A 20,224-nucleotide genomic window follows, 5' to 3' on the forward strand; every position below is an offset into this window, starting at 1 on the left:
TGAGATGTACCCGGCAGCCGGGCAGTCGATTAAAATTGGCTGTAAGTGAGACCTTGCCGAGAGGCAAGGTGTATCTGCTCCAAACGCAAACCCACGCCTCTCGGTTGTGGGTTTTGTCGTTTTTGGGAGAAGTGAATATGGGTGAATGGTGGATGTGGACCGGTTTCTTCAGCATAGTGCTGGTCCTGTTATGGATAGACATACGCTTTGTCGGTGGCGGCAAGTCACACAAGGTGTCGCTCAAAGAGGCGGGCATCTGGTCCCTTATCTGGATCAGTGTGGCCCTGCTCTTCAACCTGGCTATCTGGCTTTGGCTCGATCACAGCGCGGGACGTGAGATTGCCAACCAGAAAGGGCTGGAGTTCCTCACCGGCTACCTCATCGAGAAAGCGCTGGCAGTAGACAACGTCTTTGTCTGGCTGATGCTGTTCGGTTACTTTGCCATTCCGGCCGAGCTGCAGCGTCGGGTGCTGCTGTACGGGGTACTGGGTGCCATCGTGATGCGTGCCGGTATGGTGTTTGCGGGCAGCTGGCTCATCGAGCAGTTCCACTGGATCCTCTATCTGTTCGGCGCTTTCCTGCTGCTGACCGGTGCCAAAATGCTGTGGGCGGCCGACAAGGAGCCTGATCTCGCCAACAACCCGCTGCTGGGCTGGATGCGCCGTCGCTTCAAGGTGACCGAGACACTGGAGGGGGAGAACTTCTTCGTCTGGCGTGACGGTGTGCGCTATGCCACCCCGCTGCTGCTCATTCTGGTGCTGGTGGAGGTGAGCGATCTCATCTTCGCGGTGGACAGTATCCCGGCCATCTTCGCGGTGACTACGGATCCCTTCATCGTGCTGACCTCCAACATCTTCGCCATCATGGGTCTGCGAGCCATGTACTTCCTGCTGGCCGGTGTGGCTGATCGCTTCGCCCTGCTCAAATACGGTTTGGCGCTGATCCTGATGTTTATCGGGGTCAAGATGCTGCTGCTGGATATCTTCAAGATCCCGACCGGCATAGCGCTGGGCGTAGTCGCGTTGATCCTGCTGGCATCCATGGGGCTGAGTCTGTTTGTGACCCGTAAAAAGGCCGCTTAAACGCAACATCATTTAATACCAAACAACAAGGGCTCCCGCGGGAGCCCTTTTTATATCGTGTTATCAGCGTTTGATCTTCTTGGGGTTGGTGTAGCCCCAGATGGTGTACATGTCCGCCAACAGGGCGCCGTTGTACTCCTCCAGATCCGCCTGTTTCACTTCGGCTTCACCCTGACGGCCAAACAGCACCACCTCGTCACCGGGTTTGACCCCTTTCAGATCCGTCACGTCCACCATGATGGTGTTCATGGAGGTCTTGCCGACAACCGGCACCTTCTGACCCTGGATCAGCACATAGGCTTTGTTGCTGAGGGCACGGCGATAGCCATCGGAGTAGCCCAGCGGCAGGTTGGCGAGCCAGGAGTCACGCTTGAGAGTAAAGGTGCGGTCATAACCGACGGTGTTACCCGCGGCATAGTGGTTGACCGAGGCGACCTGGGTCTTGAACGCCATCACCCGCTTGTACTCGGTGTAGGAGGGGATGGAGTCACCGTAGAGCAGGCCGCCCGGGCGCACCATGTCGAAGTAGGCGTCCGGCACTTCCAGGGTGGCGAAGGAGTTAGCTGCGTGGATGGTGATCTTGCTGCGATCCAGCTTGCCCGCTTCCAGCAGCCACTGTGAGTCAAGCTTGAACTGGGCCAGCCCCATCTTGACGTCCTCTTTCTCCTCCACCGGGAAGTGGGTCATGATGCCGACCGGGGTGATCCCCTTGAGCTTGAGCATGGCCAGCGCATCCTGCTTGGAGTCGGCCAGACGCAGATCGATGCCGTTGCGGCTCATGCCGGCGGAGTTGAGCGCGATGTGCACCGGGATATTGGTGTGGTGGCGCTGGGCGATATCGGCGATGCCCTGGGCACTCACCAGACTGCCGATGAGCTCTTCCATCTGGTAGGGCAGGGCCTGCTCTACTTCGGCCGGGGTGGCGGCACGTACCCGCATCAGACGGCCGGTAAAGCCCTTCTCGCGGGCGACGCGCGCCTCTTCGTTGCTGGCGATGCCGATGCAGGGGATATTGGCCTTGACCACGGAGGGGACCAGCAGGTCGATGCCATGACCGTAAGCGTCGGCCTTCATGATGGCGCAGAGCTGCGGGCCCTTGTCGCCGAGGCGATCCTTGAGGGTCTGGATATTGTGTTCAAAGGCGCCCAGATCCACTTCCAACCAGGCGTTGCTGGCGGTTTGCTCCTGGCCGTTGCGATGATCCGTCGCAAGGGGCAGGTAGGGCGCCGCAACGGCTTGGCCCGCGAGCAGGCCGAAGATCAGGGTAGCCAGCAGAGTTTTCTTGTGCATGGTGATTCCTTTTTGTTATTCGCGTTGGATAGTTTGGACGGGGTCGGCCACATTGGTGGTGGTTTAACCACAACTTGTTGTTATTATTATGATCTTTGTCACTCTCAACAGGCGCTGACTGGTTGGGAGTCTACCGCAACACGGGTTCGGCCGACACTCGTCAGGGGAAGAAAATGGTCAATCTGGAGTTACGTTTGCCACCACCGCTGATCTTCCTGTTCTGTGCGGGAGGCATGTGGTGGTTGAGAGGGGAGCACCAGCCCGGCATCTGGGCAATGGCGCTGATGGCTATGCTGGTCGTGGCGGGGGGCATCATGGGCTTTGGTGCCCTGCAACGGTTTCGCCACCATCAGACCACTGTCAGCCCCACCAGGCCTCAGCAGACCAGTCGTCTGGTGACCTGTGGCGTCTATCGTGTCAGTCGCAATCCCATGTATCTGGGGCTGCTCTGCTGGCTGGCTGCCTGGGGCTGTTATCTCGGTGGAAGTTGGGTCTGGGTTGGGCCAATCGTGCTGGTGGCCTGGCTGACTCGCTTTCAGATCATGCCGGAGGAGCTGCTGCTGCGTGCCCGTTTCGGCGATGAGTATGTGGCGTATTGCCAGCGTGTTCGCCGTTGGTGCTGATTGGCAGTGATCTGCGTGAGCTTAGGGATAAGTCGGGCCAGCCGTGCTGGATAAAGAGAACCCCGGGCTGGCCCGGGGTTCTTGAGGGCGGCAGGTTAGAAAAAATCGCCTTTCTCGTCCTTGGTGGGTTCGAGGCTCCAGCCGGTGGCATCGCTGCTGCTGGCGATCTGCCCCTTCTCTTTCCACAGCTTGATCTTGAGGCGCAGGTTGTTGGCCGAGTCGGCGTTCTTCACCGCCTCTTCTTCCTCAATTACCCCTTCCACCACCAGATCGAACAGGGCGCTGTCGAAGGTGACCATGCCGAGGGCCTTGGATTTTTCCATCACCTCTTTGAGGCCGCCAAATTCGCCGCGCTTGATCATGTCACGGATGGTGTGGGTGCCGAGCATGATCTCCACCGCGGCCCGGCGGCCACCATCGGTGGTTTTCACCAGCCGCTGGGAGACAAAGGCCTTGAGGTTGTTGCCCAGATCGTTGAGCAGTTGTGGACGGCGTTCCTCGGGGAAGAAGTTGATGATGCGATCCAGCGCCTGGTTGGCGTTGTTGGCGTGCAGGGTGGAGATGGCAAGGTGGCCGGTTTCGGAGAAGGCCAGCGCATGTTCCATGGTCTCGCGATCGCGGATCTCGCCGATAAGAATGACGTCCGGCGCCTGACGCAGGGTGTTTTTCAGGGCTGCGTGGAAGCTGCGGGTATCCACGCCAACCTCCCGCTGGTTGATGATGCTCTTGCGGTGACGATGAACGAACTCCACCGGATCCTCGATGGTGATGATGTGGCCGCCGCTGTTGCGGTTGCGATGGTCGATAAGGGCCGCCAGCGAAGTGGATTTGCCCGAACCGGTACCGCCGACAAACAGCACCAGGCCACGTTTCTCCATGATGGTGTCGAGTAGCACAGGCGGGAGTTTGAGATCTTCAAAACGGGGGATTTCGGTCTTGATGTTGCGGGCCACCAGGGAGATTTCGTTGCGCTGCTTGAAGATGTTGACCCGAAAGCGGCCGATCTGGGGCAGTGAGATGGCGAGGTTCATCTCCAGCTCCTTGTCAAACTGCAGTTTCTGCTCGCCATCCATGATCTCGGCGGCGATCCGCGCCACTTCACCCGGCTCCAGCGGTGTTTCGTTGAGGGGGCGCAGGCCGCCGTTAAACTTGGCGCAGGGGGGGGCGCCGGTCGACAGATAGAGGTCTGAGCCATCCTGCTTGGCCAGGATCTGTAACATGTCTCGCAATTCCATTTTTTTGCCTCGTCGATCAATGAGATGCCATGAGCGGGATGATATTGAGTGTACAGCCTTAGGCGCCGGTCAGTTTCTCGCGAAAGACAAAAAAGACCGCACCGAGAATGCAGAGCCCTGCCCAGAGATAGTCCCATTTCAGATCTTCCTTGAGATAGAAGATAGAGAAGGGGACGAATACGGTGAGGGTGATCACTTCTTGCAGGATTTTCAGTTGCCCCACACTCATCACTGTGTGGCCGATGCGGTTGGCGGGCACTTGCAGCAGGTATTCGAACAGGGCGATACCCCAGCTCACCAGGGCGGCAATGATCCAGGGTTTATGGTTCATGCTCTTGAGGTGAGCGTACCAGGCGAAGGTCATAAAGACGTTGCTGCACAGCAGCAGACCGATACTGGCGAAAATCGGGTTCATAGGGTGCTCCTTGAAAATCCGGCGCATTTTATCCCTGAACCACGGGTTTTCATACGTGGTGCGGGAGGGTATTTTTAACCAACAGAATAAGCCGTGCGAGGTATGCGACGGGATGGGCAAGTTACACAGGATTGTGCTGTTACTGTTGTTTGCCGCGGGGTGGGTCAATGCGATGCCGATGCTGACGGTCGCGACCGATGTCTGGCCCCCCTTTCGTATTTTGCAGCCAGATGGACAGCTGCAGGGGATCGATATCGAGATCCTGCACCGGCTGGAGCAGGAGAGCGGCATCCGGCTGCAGGTGAAACGGATGCCCTGGGGCAGGGCGCTCAAGCAGATGCAGACCGGTCAGGTCGATCTGATGATTGGGCTCGCCTATACCGCCGAGCGGGCACAGTTCATCGACTATCTGCAGCCTGCCTACTACCAGTGCTGGCCGGCATTTTATGGTCAGCCGGTCAATGTGGCCCGGATCCACCAATACCGCGATCTGCAGGGGGTGAAGGTGGGCTATGTGCTCAACTCCGCCTACTTTGAGCCCTTCAACTCTGACAATCGCCTCGACAAGCACGGCGTGCCCACCGAAGATCAGCTGCTGCGCATGGTGCAGCGCGGTCACCTGCCGCTGATGATTGGCACCGACTGTCAGGTGGACTATGCCCTGAGTCAGGGAAATGCCAGCCGGATAGGCAAGGCGGACTACCGCCCCGCTACGCCGGTGAACCTCTATCTGGGGATGAGCAAGCACTCACCTCACCAGTCGCTGCGCCAGCCCTTGCTGGTGGCGCTGCAAAATCTGGTGGCCAGCGGCGAGATAAGCGTGATGGCCAAGCGTTACCAGCCTTGACCTTGGGTGGCAACCCACTGTTATCATGTGCTTTTCCTGCTTCCCCCGGCGCTGTGACAGGGTCGGTGATGAAGCCTTGTTATTCGGGGATCATCCTTGTACCTCTCCCTTATTGCCCGCCAGCAGCGCTGGCAGCGGCGCTGGCTCCGTGGCCTGACGCTGCTGACTCTGCTGCTGTTTCTTTTCTCCCTCGTCTGGGGCGAGTTTGTGCTGCTGCCCTGGCAGCCCCTTGGTGATCTCGAACAGCGCATCCTGCTGGAGCTGCGCCTGCCGCGCGCCCTGCTGGCCCTGCTGGCCGGGGCGGCGCTGGCCTGTGGCGGCGCCGTGTTGCAGGTGATGCTGCATAATCCGGTGGCCGAACCCGGTCTGCTTGGCGTATCGGGCGGGGCCGGCCTTGCCGCCATGGTGGCGATGGCGGTGGCCAAGTCCCTCGGCCTCTATCTGCCCGGCTGGGGGCTGTCGCTGGCGGCCTTTGGCGGTGCACTGCTGGTGACCATGCTGCTCATTCGGCTGGCGCGTCGCGCCCGCTTGGGCCATGCCCGACTGCTGCTGTTTGGCGTCGCCATCGGTATCCTCACCAATGCCGCCATGACCTGGTTGATGTACTTTGCCGACGACGGCTCCTTGCGTGAATTCATGTTCTGGATGATGGGCAGCCTCTCATACGGCAGTCAGCAGTTCGGCTGGTGGTGGCTGGTGCTGCCGCTCACTCTGGGCTGGCTCTGCTGGCAGGGCAAGGCGCTGCAACAGTTGCTGCTGGGGGAGACCCAGGCCCGGCTGATGGGGATGGATGTCGACAAGATGCGGGTACGGCTGGTGCTGGCGGTCTGTCTGCTAACTGGTGTTGCGGTGTCGTTATGTGGTGTCATCGGCTTTGTCGGGCTGGTAGTGCCCCATCTGCTGCGGCTCTGTGGCGGCAGCGATCAGCGCTTCCTGCTGCTCGCCTCGGCGCTCGGTGGCGGGGCTCTGCTACTGGCGGCCGATCTGGTTGCTCGCTCTGCCTTGAATGCCGGCGAGCTGCCCATCGGCGTCATCACCGCCTCGGTTGGTGCGCCGCTCTTTATCTATCTGCTGCTGAGACAAGATGCCCATGCCACCTCGTGATGAACTGCGCCCAAGCCTTCCCCTGCTGGTCGCGCAGGGGCTCACCGTCGCCCACCGGCTCGCCCCCCTCGATATCGTCTGGCAGGACGGTCAGCTGGTGGCTTTGCTCGGCCCCAACGGCAGCGGCAAATCGACCCTGCTTGGCGCCTTGGCCGGCATCTTGCCGGCTGGCGGGAGTGTGCAGATCGGTGGCGAGCCGGTCGCAGAGCTGAGTTGGCAAGAGCTGGCACAGCGGCGCGCCATGTTGCCCCAGCGCCAGCCCCAGCTGTTTCATATTCCGGTGTTTCAGGTGCTGAGCCTCGGGCTCGATGAGGCGGTTGCGCCCGCCAGACAGAACGAGGCGATCGGAGCTCTGTGTGAGGCGCTGGAGCTGGATGGCTTGCTGGCTCGGGATTTCAGCCGGTTGTCGGGCGGCGAGCAGCAGCGGGTGCTGATTGCCCGCACCCTGCTGCAGGTGTGGCCGAGCCTCAATCCGGCAGGCAAGGTGCTGCTGCTGGACGAGCCGCTGGCAGGGCTCGACCTGCATCATCAGCTGGCGCTATTGCGGTTGCTGAAAACCCTCGCCGCTCAGGGTTTACTCGTGGTTCTCGCCATCCACGATATCAATCTGGCCATCGACTGGGCCGACCGCATTCTCTGCCTGCAACAGGGGGCTGTGGTGCGGGAAGGGGGCGTAGAGCTGGTGGATGAGGCACTGCTGGCGCAGGTGTTCCAGATCCGTACCGACCGCATCGAAGCGGGCGGCCGGGTCTGGTTTATGCCGACCCTCTAACAAGAGTTGGCAACCACTCACAGGTAAAGCAAAGGGCCGGATATCACGGATATCCGGCCCTCTCTGTATCTCGGGTTAGCGCGCCAGCTTGCTCAGGCGCACCAGCGCGGCTTCGGCCAGCATCGCCAGCAGGTTTCGGTGTCGCTCCACGCAAGATAGACAGGCATCGGTGATGCTCTGGCCGAAGGGTGATGTCGCAGTCGTTACCGCAGATTTGCTTTGTTCAACCGCACCTGCGCCGCCTCTTCCAGCATCGCCAGCAGGGTTTCGGTGTCGCTCCATGACAGGCAGGCATCGGTGATGCTCTGGCCGAAGGTGGTGGCACAGCCATTCTCTACATCTTGGCGCCCCTCCACCAAGAAGCTCTCGGCCATGATGCCAGCGATACCGGTGCGGCCACGGCGCAGCTGATCGCAGATATCTTGCGCCACCAGCAGCTGACGACGGTGATCCTTCATGCTGTTGCCGTGGCTGAAATCGACTACCAGACGCTCCGGCAGGCCCACATCGGCCAGCGCCTCACACGCTTCATCGACACTGGCGGTGTCGTAGTTGGGGCGGTGGCCACCACGCAGGATCACATGACCAAAGGGGTTACCTGCGGTGCGGTAGATGGTCATCTTGCCGTCCTTGTCCGGCGAATAGAAGATGTGGCTGTGACGGGCGGCGCGCACCGCATCGATGGCAATGCGGGTGTTGCCGTCGGTGCCGTTCTTGAAGCCGACCGGGCAGGAGAGGGCTGAGGCCATCTCGCGGTGTACCTGGGATTCGGTGGTACGTGCGCCGATGGCGCCCCAGGTGATGAGGTCGGCAATATACTGGCCGGTCACCATATCGAGGAATTCGGTGGCGGTGGGCATGCCGATCTCGTTGATGTCGACCAGCAGTTTGCGCGCCAGTTTCAGCCCTTCGTTGACATCGAAGCTGCCATCGAGGCGCGGATCGTTGATCAGTCCCTTCCAGCCGACGATGGTGCGCGGCTTCTCGAAGTAGGTGCGCATCACGATGCAGAGGCTCTCTTTATACTGCTCGCGCAGGGCGTTGAGGCGCTGGGCATACTCGCGAGCAGCAGCGGGATCATGGATAGAGCAGGGGCCGACAATGACCAGCAGGCGCTGATCTTCTCCGGCCAGAATGGCTTCCACTTCGCGACGGGCATCCAGCAGATTCTGGGCAATGGTATCGGTGATCGGAAACGCGTGTGCAAGCTCGCTCGGAGTGATCAGTGACTCCAGGCGACGGGTGCGCAATTCATCTGTGTGAATGGACATACAACTCAAGTCTCGAGTGGGTGGTGTCAGCCGCAAGGGGCGAAAAAGCAAAGAGATAAAATAAAGCAAAAGTCCCCTGATTGAAACCTTGGGGGGCTCTGATAGGATGTGAGGCCAAAATCGATTCCAAATGAGGTAGATAGCGTGGCAAAGCCAGGGGCAACCGGGGTCACCCGCATCATCAACGCAACCGGTTACAGCATGAAGGGGCTCAAGTCAGCCTGGATTAACGAGGCGGCGTTTCGGCAGGAGCTGATGCTGATCCTGTTGCTGATGCCGCTGGCCTTCTGGCTGGGGGATTCTCTCAACCAGATCCTGCTGCTTATCGTCATCAGCTGGCTGGTGGTGATCGTCGAGATCCTCAACTCCGCCATTGAAGCTGTGGTAGACAGGGTTGGCTCCGAGCATCATGAGCTCTCCGGTCGCGCCAAGGATTTGGGCTCTGCCGCCGTCTTTATCGCGCTGGCCCTCAATGCGCTGGTATGGGGGGCGCTGGTGGGCCGCAACCTGTTGGGGTGGTGGTAAGCCATCACGCTGCTTTGAGGTTCTGCTTCATAAAAAAGCCCGTCATCACGACGGGCTTTTTGCTGCTCAGATAAGGGCTTATCAGTGGAGGATGCGGGCACGGATGGTGCCGTTTATCTCCTTGAGCTTGGCGAGCGCCTTCTCGCTGTGTTCAGTCTCCACGTCGATCACCACGTAACCGATATGGCTGCTGGTCTGCAGGTATTGACCGGCGATGTTGATCCCCTCATCGGCGAAGATCTGGTTGATTTGGTTCATCACGCCCGGCTGGTTGCGGTGAATGTGCAGCAGGCGGCTGGAGCCCTTGTGGCCCGGCAGCGACACTTCCGGGAAGTTGACGGCGGAGAGGGTGGAGCCGTTGTCGGAGTATTTGACCAGCTTGTTGGCCACTTCCAGCCCGATGTTCTCCTGCGCCTCATGGGTGGTGCCACCGATGTGCGGGGTCAGGATGACGTTCTCCAGCCCACGCAGCGGGCTTTGGAACTCCTCGTCATTGGACTTGGGCTCGACCGGGAAGACGTCGATAGCGGCGCCGGCGATATGGCCACTCTTGATGACGTCAGCCAGCGCATCGATATCCACCACGGTACCGCGGGCGGCGTTGATGAAGATGGCGCCCGGTTTCATCATCCGCAGCTGCTCGGCACCGATCATGTTCTTGGTGGAGGCGGTCTCCGGTACGTGCAGGCTGATGACGTCAGACATATTGAGCAGCTCGACCATGCTCGGCACCTGGATGGCGTTACCCAGCGAGAGCTTGTTCTCGATATCGTAGTAATAAACCTTCATGCCGATGCTCTCGGCGATGATGCCAAGCTGGGTACCGATGTGGCCGTAGCCGATGATGCCGAGCTTCTTGCCGCGGGCTTCCACCGAGCGGTTGGCCAGTTTTTCCCACACGCCGCGATGACACTTGGCGTTTTTCTCGGGGATGCCGCGCAGCAGCAGCAGGATCTCGCCCAGCACCAGCTCGGCGACCGAACGGGTGTTGGAGAAGGGGGCGTTGAAGACCGGAATACCACGGATCTGGGCCGCTTCCAGCTCGACCTGGTTGGTACCGATGCAGAAGCAGCCAATGGCGACCAGCTTGTTGGCGGCGTCGAGGACTTTCTCGGTGATCTGGGTGCGGGAGCGCAGCCCGATGAAATGGACGTCGCGGATCTGCTCGATCAGCTCCTCTTCGGAGAGCGAGGTCTTGAGATACTCCACACTGGTATAACCTGCGGCACGAAAGGTCTCTACGGTGTTGGGGTGAACCCCCTCCAGCAGCAGTACCTTGATTTTATCCTTGTCCAATGAAAACTTGGCAGTCATGACGATCCCTCTGTATGTGCAAACGTAAGTGCAGATTTGGTGTGCGAAGAAAACCGTAAAGTAGCAAAAACGTTTGGGAGAGGGAATATTTGTGACGAAAGTCAAATTCTTTGAAGTTATCAACGAATGTTGTAAACATCCGTATGCAACTTGTTGAGGGATAAATAAAAACGGCGCCATCAGGCGCCGTCATTTATTCACAATGCAATGTTTGGGTCAGAATCCATCCCGGGGCTCAATCAACGCCGCTGCTGCGTCAGAGGTGGCAGAGTGGCGCTGGCGTGCGAGGGAGAATGCCGCTGCACTGTGCTGCCGCTGTTGGGATTACTGGGTAATCACGCCGTCCGGTGTACCGATCAGGACAACATCGGCGCCGCGGGCGGCGAACAGGCCGTTGGTGACCACACCAACAATGGCGTTCAGTCGCACTTCCAGCGCCTTGGCGTCGGTAATGGCCATATCCTTCACATCCAGGATGTGGTTGCCGTTGTCGGTGACCACCCCTTCACGCCACACCGGGTTGCCACCCAGTTTGCGAATTTCGCGGGCCACGTATTCGCGGGCCATCGGGATCACTTCCACCGGCAGCGGGAACTGGCCCAGCACGTCGACGGTTTTGGTGTTGTCGATGATGCAGATGAACTTGTCTGCGACGGCGGCAACGATTTTCTCGCGGGTCAGGGCTGCGCCACCGCCCTTGATCATGTCGCGGGTTGCGTTGATCTCGTCGGCGCCATCCACATAGACGGAGAGGGCGTCGATCTCGTTGAGATCATATACGGTGATGCCGAAGCCCTTGAGGCGTTCGGTAGAGGCCACGGAGCTGGATACCGCCCCCTTGATCTCGCCCTTCATGGTCGCCAGCGCGTCGATAAAGTGGTTGACGGTAGAGCCGGTGCCCACCCCGATGATGGTGCCGGGAACCACATACTTGAGCGCAGCCCAACCGGCCGCCTTCTTCATTTCATCTTGAGTCATGATCGTTCCTTAAGAAAAAAGCGGGCGCATTATATCCAACCCGGTACCCCGTCGCGACCTTGTTGCTCACGTTCCGGGGCAAAAAGAGTGACTTTGTAAATCGTTTGCCTGTTTATTCTGCGTTTGCGCGCACAAAGCAGGTGCTGCCTGCCAAAAACAGCTTATTCAAAGCGCCAGCAGTGGCTCGGGGTGATGATCTGGGGCAGCGGCACATCCCACTCCTCTTGCGGGACCGCATCCACCTGCTGGCAGTCGTGGGCAATGCCGAGCGGCTTGGGGCCCAGCTTGTGCTCATGCCAGATGGCGAGAGTGCGATCGTAGTAGCCGCCGCCCATGCCAAGGCGATTGCCCTGGGCATCGAAGGCAACCAGCGGGGTGCAGATAAGATCGAGGGTGCTGTGGGGCACCACCTGCAGGATATCCAGCTCCGGCTCTTCGATGCCGTAGCGGTTGCGCACCATGGGACTGGTGGCGGTATAGCGCAAGAAGAGCAGGTGACCCGGGGTAAAGGGGTGGAGCACCGGCAGGTAGACCTCTTTGTGCTGGGCCCACAGCCAATGGATGGTGGGCAAGGGGTTGATCTCCCCGTCATTGGCCAGATAGAGGGCAATGCGTTTGGCGGCGAGGATCTCGGGGTGTTGCTTGAACTGGGCCAGTAGCTGTTGGGCCGCCGCTTGCTGCTCGGCCGGACTCAGATTTTTGCGGCGTTGACGAACCAGTTGGCGCAGGGATTGACGTTCGGGTTGGGACTCATGCATGGGGAACCTCTGGTATAGCTGCGCATCGATGGCTTGAACGCGCTCTACCTTAGCACATTCACTCTTGACGTTAAGGGGGGCAGGGGAACTCCCGCCTCGGATGGCTGATGCCCGGGACGGTAGGATAAATGCTGGCGGATCCGACAGTGAGTCAACAAGGGCCAGGGTGTGGCCCCTGTTGACGGCATGTCGGCGCGTCAGCGTCTGGTCTGTTACTTGTCAGCTTTGCCGCGCATCTGGTGCTTCACAAACACTGCAATGAGTGCCGCTACCGCGAGCGCTAATCCTGTGTAGAAACGCATGGACGTTATCCTGTTACTTGTCAGCCTTGCCGCGCATCTGGTGCTTCACGAACACGGCAATCAGTGCCGCTACAGCCAGCGCCATCGGGTAAAAACTCATGCTCACTACCGCCAACGGCGACAGGGCGAAGATGGATCCCAGCAGCAGCGCCTGTGCGCCCCAGGGGATCAGACCCTGTACCACGCAGGAGAAGATATCGAGCATGGAGGCGGCGCGGCGCGGGGTGACGCCGTGGTGTTCGGCCAGATCCCGGGCCACCTTGCTGGCGACGATAATAGCCACCGTGTTGTTGGCGGTGCAGAGGTTGGTGAGGCTCACCACCCCGGCGATGCCGAGCTCGGCGGCTTTCTCGTTCTGTTCACCATTGTGCTCGCGAGTGAAACGGGCAATCAGGGCGCTGATGCGCTCGCTGATCCATGCCAGTCCACCCTGACGCTCCATCAGGGCGCCGAGACCGCCGATCAGCATGGAGAGCAGGAAGATCTCCTGCATGCCGGTAAAGCCCTGATAGATATCCTTGCTGAACTGACCGATGGCGTAGCCGTTGATCATGCCCACCGCTCCGGCGGCCAGAATACCGATCCCCAGCACCACGAACACATTCACCCCGGCGAGCGCCAGCCCCAGGATCAGCAGATAAGGCATCACCTTGAACAGCTCGATGGCGCTGCCGCTGGCTGGGGATTCACCCACTGAGCCCAGGGTCAGATAGAGCAGGATCACCGTGATGGCGGCAGGGGCGGCAATCTTGAAGTTCTCGCGGAACTTGTCCTTCATCTCGCAACCCTGACTGCGGGTGGCCGCGATGGTGGTGTCGGAGATGATGGAGAGGTTATCGCCAAACATGGCGCCGGAGAGAATGGTGCCTGCCATCAGCACCGGTTCGATGCCGGCCGCCTGCGCCACGCCCAGCGCGACCGGCGCCACGGCACCTATGGTGCCCATGGAGGTACCCATAGCGGTAGCAATAAAGGCAGAGATGAGGAACAGCCCGGGCAACAGCGCCCAGCCGGGGATGAGCGACAGACCCAGCGCCACGGTGGCATCAACCCCGCCGGTGGCCTTGGCCACGCTGGCAAAGGCGCCCGCCAGCAGATAGATAAGGCACATCGCCATGATATTGCTGTGGCCGACCCCCTTGAAGAAGGTCTCCAGATTGCTGTTGAAGCTCTCTTTGCCAAGCAGCAGGGCGAGCATCACCGCAGGCAGGGCTGCAACCGGCGCGGGCAGCTGATAGAAGGCGAATTCGACCCCTTGCAGGGTCAGCCAGGTACCGGTACCGATAAAGAGTGCGAGAAAAACCAGAAGTGGCAGCAAGGCCCTGGCACTGGGTTGGATCTGGATCATGTGTTCCTCTGAAATTGAACAATGACCTCCTGTCATGAACTGCTTTGTGCCTTTATCGGAAGGGATAGGGGGAAAGCAGGGCGGGCATCCTGCCGCATCGGGGGGCCCACAGTAGTGAGTCAACCCCGCAAGGTCAAGATAGACGTCCAGATGGATAGGTGTTTTTGTTTGGTGATTTTGTATGTGTGATTAAATCCGTCAAATATTCTGATTTATCCAATATTTCCGTTTATATGTCGAGGTGATGTGGTGGCGCAGAGTGAGCTTTTCAAAGCGGGCGCGGGCTGGTAAAACGGTCTCTTTCCATAATAAAGAGATGAGAGGGTGGAGATGGACAATCCGATCCGTGTGGCCGTGATGGGCTGTAATGGTCGTATGGGCAAGGTGCTGCTGGAGGCCATCACCAACACCGATGGCGTGGTGGTCGGGGCTGCGCTGGAGCGGCCGGGCTCGGCGGTGATCGGTCTCGATGCCGGTGAGCTGGGCGGGCTGGGCCATCTGGGCGTGGCCATCAGCGACAGTCTGGACAAGGTGCGCGATGAGTTTGACCTCATCATCGACTTCACCCGTCCCGAGGTGACCCTGGCCAATCTGGCCTTTGCGCTGGCCCACCACAAGCAGATGGTGATCGGCACCACCGGTTTTGACGATGCAGGCAAGGCTGCTCTGAAAGAGGCTGGCAAGCAGATTGGTATCGTGTTCGCCTCCAACTACTCGGTCGGAGTCAACCTGGTCTTCAAGCTGCTGGAGCAGGCCGCCAAGGTGATGGGGGATTACACCGACATCGAGATCATCGAGGGCCACCATCGCCACAAGGTGGATGCGCCATCCGGTACTGCGCTCTCCATGGGGGAAGTGGTCGCCAAAACCCTGGGTCGGGATCTCAAGGAGTGCGCCGTCTATGGCCGCGAGGGGATCACTGGCGAGCGGGATCGCAACACTATCGGCTTTGCCACTATTCGCGCTGGCGATCTGGTGGGGGAGCACACCGTCATGTTTGCCGATATCGGCGAGCGGGTGGAGATCAGCCACAAGGCCTCCAGCCGCCTGACTTTCGCCAACGGTGCGGTGCGGGCGGGCAAATGGCTTGGCCAGCAGGGTGCCGGTCTTTATGACATGCAGGACGTGCTCAATCTCAAGTGATGCCTTTGTGAGGCTCGGTTGTGCGACTTGTATCCAGTGAAGAACCCCGGCTTGCCGGGGTTTTTGCTGCCTGCCATTCAGAGTGTGTGGAAAATAAGGCTCTGTCGCAAATTTTTATCTGAATGCCTTATAAATTGCATTATTTCTTTATCCGCCAGATTTTCCCTTTCTGAATGTCATCGCCAGGTAACGGATTTGAGCATCTTTATGGCTGATGCAGCCATTTGTTTACACATCGCGAAAGAGACTAAAAATTCAAACACAGAAAAACGGTTTCTATTTTTCTAGTTCAATCTTTTCATCTAAAAACCATCAAATTTATCATTAATGATTTTTGTTTTTAAAATAAATGCATTGTTTTAACTGGTGTTTTTGTTTGTTTTTGTCGCTATCGCGGGCTTGGTGGCATCTTTTGGTGATGGTTTTTTCTTTTCTTTCTCGAGAGGGGGTTGCAAAGCAATGGAGTGCATAGATAATGGGTAATATTGCTTGTTTATTGAATTTAGATGCATTTCATCTGAGAAAAGACGTTGAAATGCCACTTTTTTTAAGTAGAATGCGCCCAATTTGCCAGAAATCTGCCGGGTTCGAGTCCTGTCCAAGACCGGAATCGAGCCCGCAACACCCAGGTAAATTGCTGAATTTAAAGCTAAATAACTGGAGGTTGTCTTGAATCACACTGCATTGCTAGTGCTGGAAGATGGAACTGTGTTCAAAGGCGTATCGATAGGCGCCGAGGGATGTTCCGTTGGTGAAGTGGTTTTCAATACGTCGATGACGGGCTATCAGGAAATCCTCACCGATCCCTCTTATTCCCGTCAGATCGTCACCCTCACTTACCCCCATATAGGCAACACCGGCACCAACAGCGAAGATGAAGAGTCCAGTCAGATCCATGCTCAGGGATTGATCATCCGGGACCTTCCGGTACTTGCCTCCAATTTCCGCAATCAGCAATCCCTCTCCGAATACCTCAAGTCTCACAACATCGTTGGCATCGCCGACATCGACACCCGTAAACTGACCCGCATCCTGCGCGAGAAAGGCGCTCAGGCTGGCTGCATTCTGGCCGGGAAACAGGTCGATGAAGCCTATGCCCTCGAACAGGCTCGCGCCTTCCCCGGTCTGAAGGGGATGGATCTGGCCAAAGAGGTGACGGTTGGTGAGGCGTACAACTGGACCGAAGGGAGCTGGCAGCTTGGCAAGGGGCATGTCACCCCGGATGCCGACCAGCTGAAATACCACGTGGTAGCCTATGACTTTGGCGTCAAGCGCAACATCCTGCGGATGCTGGTTGACCGTGGCTGCCGCCTGACCGTTGTACCGGCCAAGACCCCGGCCGCCGAGGTACTGGCGATGAACCCGGATGGCATCTTCCTCTCCAACGGCCCCGGCGACCCCGAGCCGTGCGACTACGCCATCGAGGCCATCAAGGCTTTCCTTAATACCAACACGCCGGTATTCGGCATCTGTCTGGGTCACCAGCTGCTGGGTCTGGCCTCCGGTGCCAAGACCGTCAAGATGAAGTTTGGCCACCACGGTGCCAACCATCCGGTGAAGAGTCTCGATGACAACACAGTGATGATCACCGCCCAGAACCACGGCTTTGCGGTAGATGAGAACAGCCTGCCGGATTGCCTGCGCGCCACCCATGTCTCCCTGTTCGATGGTTCCCTGCAAGGCATCCATCGCACCGACCGTCCGGCCTTCAGCTTCCAGGGGCACCCCGAAGCGAGCCCGGGCCCGCACGATTGTGCCGGTCTCTTTGACCACTTTATTGAATTGATTAAGCAGTATCGCGCCTAAGGAAAAGAGGAAAGAGTTTCATGCCAAAACGTAATGACCTTCAGAGCATCCTGATCCTCGGCGCCGGCCCCATCGTCATCGGCCAGGCCTGCGAATTTGACTACTCCGGCGCCCAGGCGTGCAAAGCCCTTCGCGAGGAGGGCTACCGCGTCATTCTGGTCAACTCCAACCCGGCCACCATCATGACCGACCCGGAGATGGCGGACGCCACCTACATCGAGCCCATCACCTGGGAAGTGGTGCGCGAAATCATCAAGAAAGAGCGCCCGGACGCCATCCTGCCCACCATGGGTGGCCAGACTGCACTCAACTGCGCATTGGCGCTGGAGAAACACGGCGTGCTGGCCGAGTTCGGTGTCGAGATGATCGGTGCCACCGCCGACGCCATCGACAAGGCCGAAGATCGCTCCCGCTTTGACAAGGCGATGCGCAGCATTGGCCTCGAGTGCCCGCGTGCCGGCATCGCCCACAATATGGAAGAGGCGTGGGGCGTGCAGCAGATGGTCGGCTTCCCCTGCATCATCCGTCCCTCCTTTACCATGGGTGGCTCGGGTGGCGGCATCGCCTACAACACCGAAGAGTTCGTCGAGATCTGCGAGCGCGGTCTGGATCTCTCCCCGACCAAAGAACTGCTCATCGACGAGTCGCTGATCGGCTGGAAAGAGTACGAGATGGAAGTGGTGCGGGATCGCAACGACAACTGCATCATCGTCTGCGCCATCGAAAACTTCGACCCCATGGGTATCCACACCGGTGACTCCATCACGGTCGCGCCAGCCCAGACGCTGACCGACAAGGAGTACCAGCTGATGCGCAACGCCTCCATGGCGGTGCTGCGCGAGATCGGCGTCGAGACCGGCGGCTCCAACGTCCAGTTCGGTATCAACCCGAAAGATGGTCGCATGGTCATCATCGAGATGAACCCGCGGGTGTCGCGCTCCTCCGCGCTGGCCTCCAAGGCGACCGGTTTCCCCATCGCCAAGATCGCTGCCAAGCTCGCCATCGGTTACACCCTCGACGAGCTGATGAACGACATCACCGGCGGTCGCACTCCGGCCTCCTTCGAGCCGGCCATCGACTACGTGGTCACCAAGGTACCGCGCTTCAACTTTGAAAAATTCGCCGGTGCCAACGACCGTCTGACGACCCAGATGAAGTCGGTCGGTGAAGTGATGGCCATCGGCCGCAACTTCCAGGAGTCCCTGCACAAGGCGCTGCGCAGCCTCGAAACTGGCAAAACCGGCTTCGACCCCATGGTTGACCTCAATGCCCCGGACTCCCTGACCCGCATCCGTCACGAGCTGCAGGACGCCGGTAGCGACCGTATCTTCTATATCGCCGATGCGTTCCGCGCCGGTCTCTCCATGGACGGCATCTTCAAGCTGACCAAGATTGACCCCTGGTTCCTGGTACAGATTGAAGATCTGGTGAAGCTGGAAGAAGAGGTGAAAGAGCGCGGCATGGCCGGTCTCGATGCCGACTTCCTGCGTGCCCTGAAGCGCAAAGGCTTTGCCGATGCCCGTCTGGCCAAGATCCTCGGTGTGGCCGAAGGGGAAGTGCGCAAACTGCGTGCCCGCCACAACATCTTCCCGGTCTACAAGCGGGTCGATACCTGCGCCGCCGAGTTCGCCACCAACACCGCCTACATGTACTCCAGCTATGACGAGGAGTGCGAAGCGGCCCCGAGCAACCGCGACAAGATCATGATCATCGGCGGCGGCCCGAACCGTATCGGTCAGGGTATCGAGTTCGACTACTGCTGCGTGCACGCGGCGCTGGCCCTGCGCGAAGATGGTTACGAGACCATCATGGTCAACTGCAACCCGGAGACCGTCTCCACCGATTACGACACCTCGGATCGTCTCTACTTCGAGCCGGTGACCCTGGAAGATGTGCTGGAAATCGTGCGCATCGAAAAACCCAAGGGCGTCATCGTTCAGTACGGTGGCCAGACCCCACTGAAACTGGCCCGTGCACTGGAAGCCAACGGCGTGCCGATCATCGGTACCAGCCCGGATGCCATCGACCGCGCCGAAGACCGCGAGCGCTTCCAGTCTGCTGTCGAGCGCCTCGGCCTCAAGCAGCCGGAAAACGGCACCGTCACCGCGCTGGAGCAGGCCGTGCTGCTGGCCGAGCGTATCACCTACCCGCTGGTGGTTCGCCCCTCCTACGTGCTGGGTGGCCGCGCGATGGAAATCGTCTATGACGAGCAGGATCTGCGTCGCTACTTCGCCGAGGCGGTGAGCGTCTCCAACGAATCGCCGGTACTGCTGGACCGCTTCCTGGACGATGCCACCGAGCTGGACGTGGATGCCATCTGCGACGGCACCGATGTAGTCATCGGCGGCATCATGGAGCACATCGAGCAGGCCGGTATCCACTCCGGTGACTCAGGTTGCTCCCTGCCTCCCTATACCTTGTCCAAGAAAATTCAGGACGAGATCCGCGAACAGGTGCGCAAGCTGGCGCTGGAGCTCGGCGTTATCGGCCTGATGAACGTGCAGTTCGCGGTCAAGGGCGATGATATCTACCTCATCGAAGTGAACCCGCGCGCCGCCCGTACCGTGCCGTTCGTCTCCAAGGCGACAGGTGCGCCGCTGGCCAAGATTGCCGCCCGCGTGATGGCCGGTCAGTCGCTGCAAGAACAGGGCTTCACCAAAGAGATCATCCCGCCCTACTACTCGGTGAAAGAGGTGGTGCTGCCGTTCGCCAAGTTCCCGGGGGTTGACCCGCTGCTGGGGCCGGAGATGCGCTCCACCGGTGAGGTGATGGGGGTGGGCAGCAGCTTTGCCGAGGCGTATGCCAAGGCGCAGCTGGGGGCCAGCAACGCGGTACCGAAAGAGGGTCGCGCCCTGTTGTCAGTGCGTCACAGCGACAAGGCGCAGGTGGTCGACTTGGCTGCTAAGCTGCTGGAGCTGGGCTACGAGCTGGATGCCACTCACGGCACCGCGGTCGCACTGGGTGAAGCGAGCATCAACCCGCGCCTGGTCAACAAGGTGCATGAAGGTCGCCCGCACATTCTCGACCGCATCAAGAATGGCGAGTACACCTACATCGTCAACACCGCCGAAGGGCGGGTGGCGATCCAGGACTCCAAGCAGCTGCGCCGCGCTGCCCTGCAGAACAAGGTGGCGTATACCACCACCATGAACGAGGCGTTCGCCACCTGCATGGCCATCAGTGTGGATGCCACCGCCAATGTCAACTCGGTGCAAGAGCTGCACGAGCGCGTCAATAACCGCTGATCCATCCGCGTGCGAGCCACATTCGCCACACATCAGTAACAAGCCCCCCGCCAGCGATGGCGGGGGGCTTTTTCATGGCTATGTCCCAATTACGTGTTGCATGGGGTGCCCCAGCGCCTCATGCAAACATGCTTTGATATTCACGCCCCTCCCGTAACGCTCCAGC

At 59.4% G+C, this 20,224-nt stretch carries 17 protein-coding genes; 9 read left to right on the forward strand and 8 right to left on the reverse strand.

Features of this window, described 5'->3' with window-relative positions; all coding sequences use genetic code 11:
- Positions 1 to 137 precede the first annotated feature (137 nt).
- A complete protein-coding gene (locus ACW5W8_RS12280) occupies positions 138 to 1,082 on the forward strand; it encodes a TerC family protein (protein WP_482322899.1) in 945 nt (314 codons plus the stop codon).
- 63 nt (positions 1,083 to 1,145) lie between these two features.
- Here the strand turns inward: ACW5W8_RS12280 and alr are convergent, their stop codons facing one another.
- A complete protein-coding gene (gene alr, locus ACW5W8_RS12285; RefSeq protein ID WP_498628128.1) occupies positions 1,146 to 2,372 on the reverse strand; it encodes an alanine racemase in 1,227 nt (408 codons plus the stop codon).
- A gap of 173 nt (positions 2,373 to 2,545) precedes the next feature.
- Between alr and ACW5W8_RS12290 the strand changes: the two genes are divergently transcribed.
- Positions 2,546 to 2,995: a methyltransferase family protein gene (locus ACW5W8_RS12290; RefSeq protein ID WP_498628139.1), complete on the forward strand. Its 450-nt coding sequence runs from the start codon at positions 2,546 to 2,548 to the stop codon at positions 2,993 to 2,995.
- 95 nt (positions 2,996 to 3,090) lie between these two features.
- On the opposite strand, the gene tapW is transcribed toward ACW5W8_RS12290, so the two are convergent.
- Both tapW and ACW5W8_RS12300 read right to left on the reverse strand, forming a co-directional pair.
- A complete protein-coding gene (gene tapW, locus ACW5W8_RS12295; RefSeq protein WP_498628129.1) occupies positions 3,091 to 4,230 on the reverse strand; it encodes a type IVa pilus ATPase TapW in 1,140 nt (379 codons plus the stop codon).
- A 58-nt stretch (positions 4,231 to 4,288) separates the two neighbouring features.
- Positions 4,289 to 4,645, reverse strand: a complete 357-nt coding sequence (locus ACW5W8_RS12300; protein ID WP_005353120.1) for a DMT family protein — start codon at positions 4,643 to 4,645, stop codon at positions 4,289 to 4,291.
- A 112-nt stretch (positions 4,646 to 4,757) separates the two neighbouring features.
- Between ACW5W8_RS12300 and ACW5W8_RS12305 the strand changes: the two genes are divergently transcribed.
- From ACW5W8_RS12305 to ACW5W8_RS12315, 3 genes are all read left to right on the forward strand, one after another.
- Positions 4,758 to 5,492 carry a substrate-binding periplasmic protein gene (locus ACW5W8_RS12305; protein ID WP_498628130.1) on the forward strand — a complete coding sequence of 245 codons (735 nt, stop codon included), beginning with the start codon at positions 4,758 to 4,760 and terminating at the stop codon, positions 5,490 to 5,492.
- Positions 5,493 to 5,588: 96 nt separating this feature from the next.
- Complete coding sequence (gene btuC, locus ACW5W8_RS12310; RefSeq protein ID WP_498628131.1) at positions 5,589 to 6,596, forward strand: vitamin B12 ABC transporter permease BtuC; 1,008 nt, start codon at positions 5,589 to 5,591, stop codon at positions 6,594 to 6,596.
- Entirely contained in the window at positions 6,583 to 7,368 is a 786-nt protein-coding gene (locus ACW5W8_RS12315) for an ATP-binding cassette domain-containing protein (protein WP_498628132.1), read from the forward strand. Before btuC ends, ACW5W8_RS12315 begins: the two co-directional genes overlap by 14 nt.
- Positions 7,369 to 7,571: 203 nt before the next feature.
- Here ACW5W8_RS12315 and ACW5W8_RS12320 read toward each other — a convergent pair whose 3' ends face one another.
- On the reverse strand, positions 7,572 to 8,639 hold the full coding sequence (locus ACW5W8_RS12320) for a 3-deoxy-7-phosphoheptulonate synthase (protein ID WP_498628133.1): 1,068 nt from the start codon (positions 8,637 to 8,639) through the stop codon (positions 7,572 to 7,574).
- Between the two features lie 144 nt (positions 8,640 to 8,783).
- Between ACW5W8_RS12320 and ACW5W8_RS12325 the strand changes: the two genes are divergently transcribed.
- Positions 8,784 to 9,164, forward strand: coding sequence for a diacylglycerol kinase (locus tag ACW5W8_RS12325; RefSeq protein WP_005337641.1), 381 nt, complete (start codon positions 8,784 to 8,786; stop codon positions 9,162 to 9,164).
- 81 nt (positions 9,165 to 9,245) lie between these two features.
- Here ACW5W8_RS12325 and serA read toward each other — a convergent pair whose 3' ends face one another.
- The 4 genes from serA to ACW5W8_RS12345 form a co-directional block, all read right to left on the reverse strand.
- Positions 9,246 to 10,478, reverse strand: coding sequence for a phosphoglycerate dehydrogenase (gene serA, locus ACW5W8_RS12330; RefSeq protein ID WP_498628134.1), 1,233 nt, complete (start codon positions 10,476 to 10,478; stop codon positions 9,246 to 9,248).
- 324 nt (positions 10,479 to 10,802) lie between these two features.
- Positions 10,803 to 11,456: a ribose-5-phosphate isomerase RpiA gene (gene rpiA / locus ACW5W8_RS12335; RefSeq protein WP_498628135.1), complete on the reverse strand. Its 654-nt coding sequence runs from the start codon at positions 11,454 to 11,456 to the stop codon at positions 10,803 to 10,805.
- A 161-nt stretch (positions 11,457 to 11,617) separates the two neighbouring features.
- Positions 11,618 to 12,214, reverse strand: a complete 597-nt coding sequence (locus ACW5W8_RS12340; protein WP_005337635.1) for a 5-formyltetrahydrofolate cyclo-ligase — start codon at positions 12,212 to 12,214, stop codon at positions 11,618 to 11,620.
- A 315-nt stretch (positions 12,215 to 12,529) separates the two neighbouring features.
- Positions 12,530 to 13,864, reverse strand: coding sequence for a Na+/H+ antiporter NhaC family protein (locus ACW5W8_RS12345; RefSeq protein ID WP_498628136.1), 1,335 nt, complete (start codon positions 13,862 to 13,864; stop codon positions 12,530 to 12,532).
- Between the two features lie 330 nt (positions 13,865 to 14,194).
- On the opposite strand from ACW5W8_RS12345, the gene dapB reads away from it, so the two are divergent.
- The 3 genes from dapB (at position 14,195) to carB (ending at position 20,058) form a co-directional block, all read left to right on the forward strand.
- Entirely contained in the window at positions 14,195 to 15,007 is an 813-nt protein-coding gene (gene dapB / locus ACW5W8_RS12350) for a 4-hydroxy-tetrahydrodipicolinate reductase (protein ID WP_216948885.1), read from the forward strand.
- A gap of 669 nt (positions 15,008 to 15,676) precedes the next feature.
- Positions 15,677 to 16,813, forward strand: a complete 1,137-nt coding sequence (gene carA, locus ACW5W8_RS12355; protein WP_498628137.1) for a glutamine-hydrolyzing carbamoyl-phosphate synthase small subunit — start codon at positions 15,677 to 15,679, stop codon at positions 16,811 to 16,813.
- Positions 16,814 to 16,833: 20 nt separating this feature from the next.
- Entirely contained in the window at positions 16,834 to 20,058 is a 3,225-nt protein-coding gene (carB, locus tag ACW5W8_RS12360) for a carbamoyl-phosphate synthase large subunit (protein ID WP_498628138.1), read from the forward strand.
- Positions 20,059 to 20,224 lie beyond the last annotated feature (166 nt).

The sequence above is a fragment of the Aeromonas aquatilis genome (assembly GCF_054052405.1).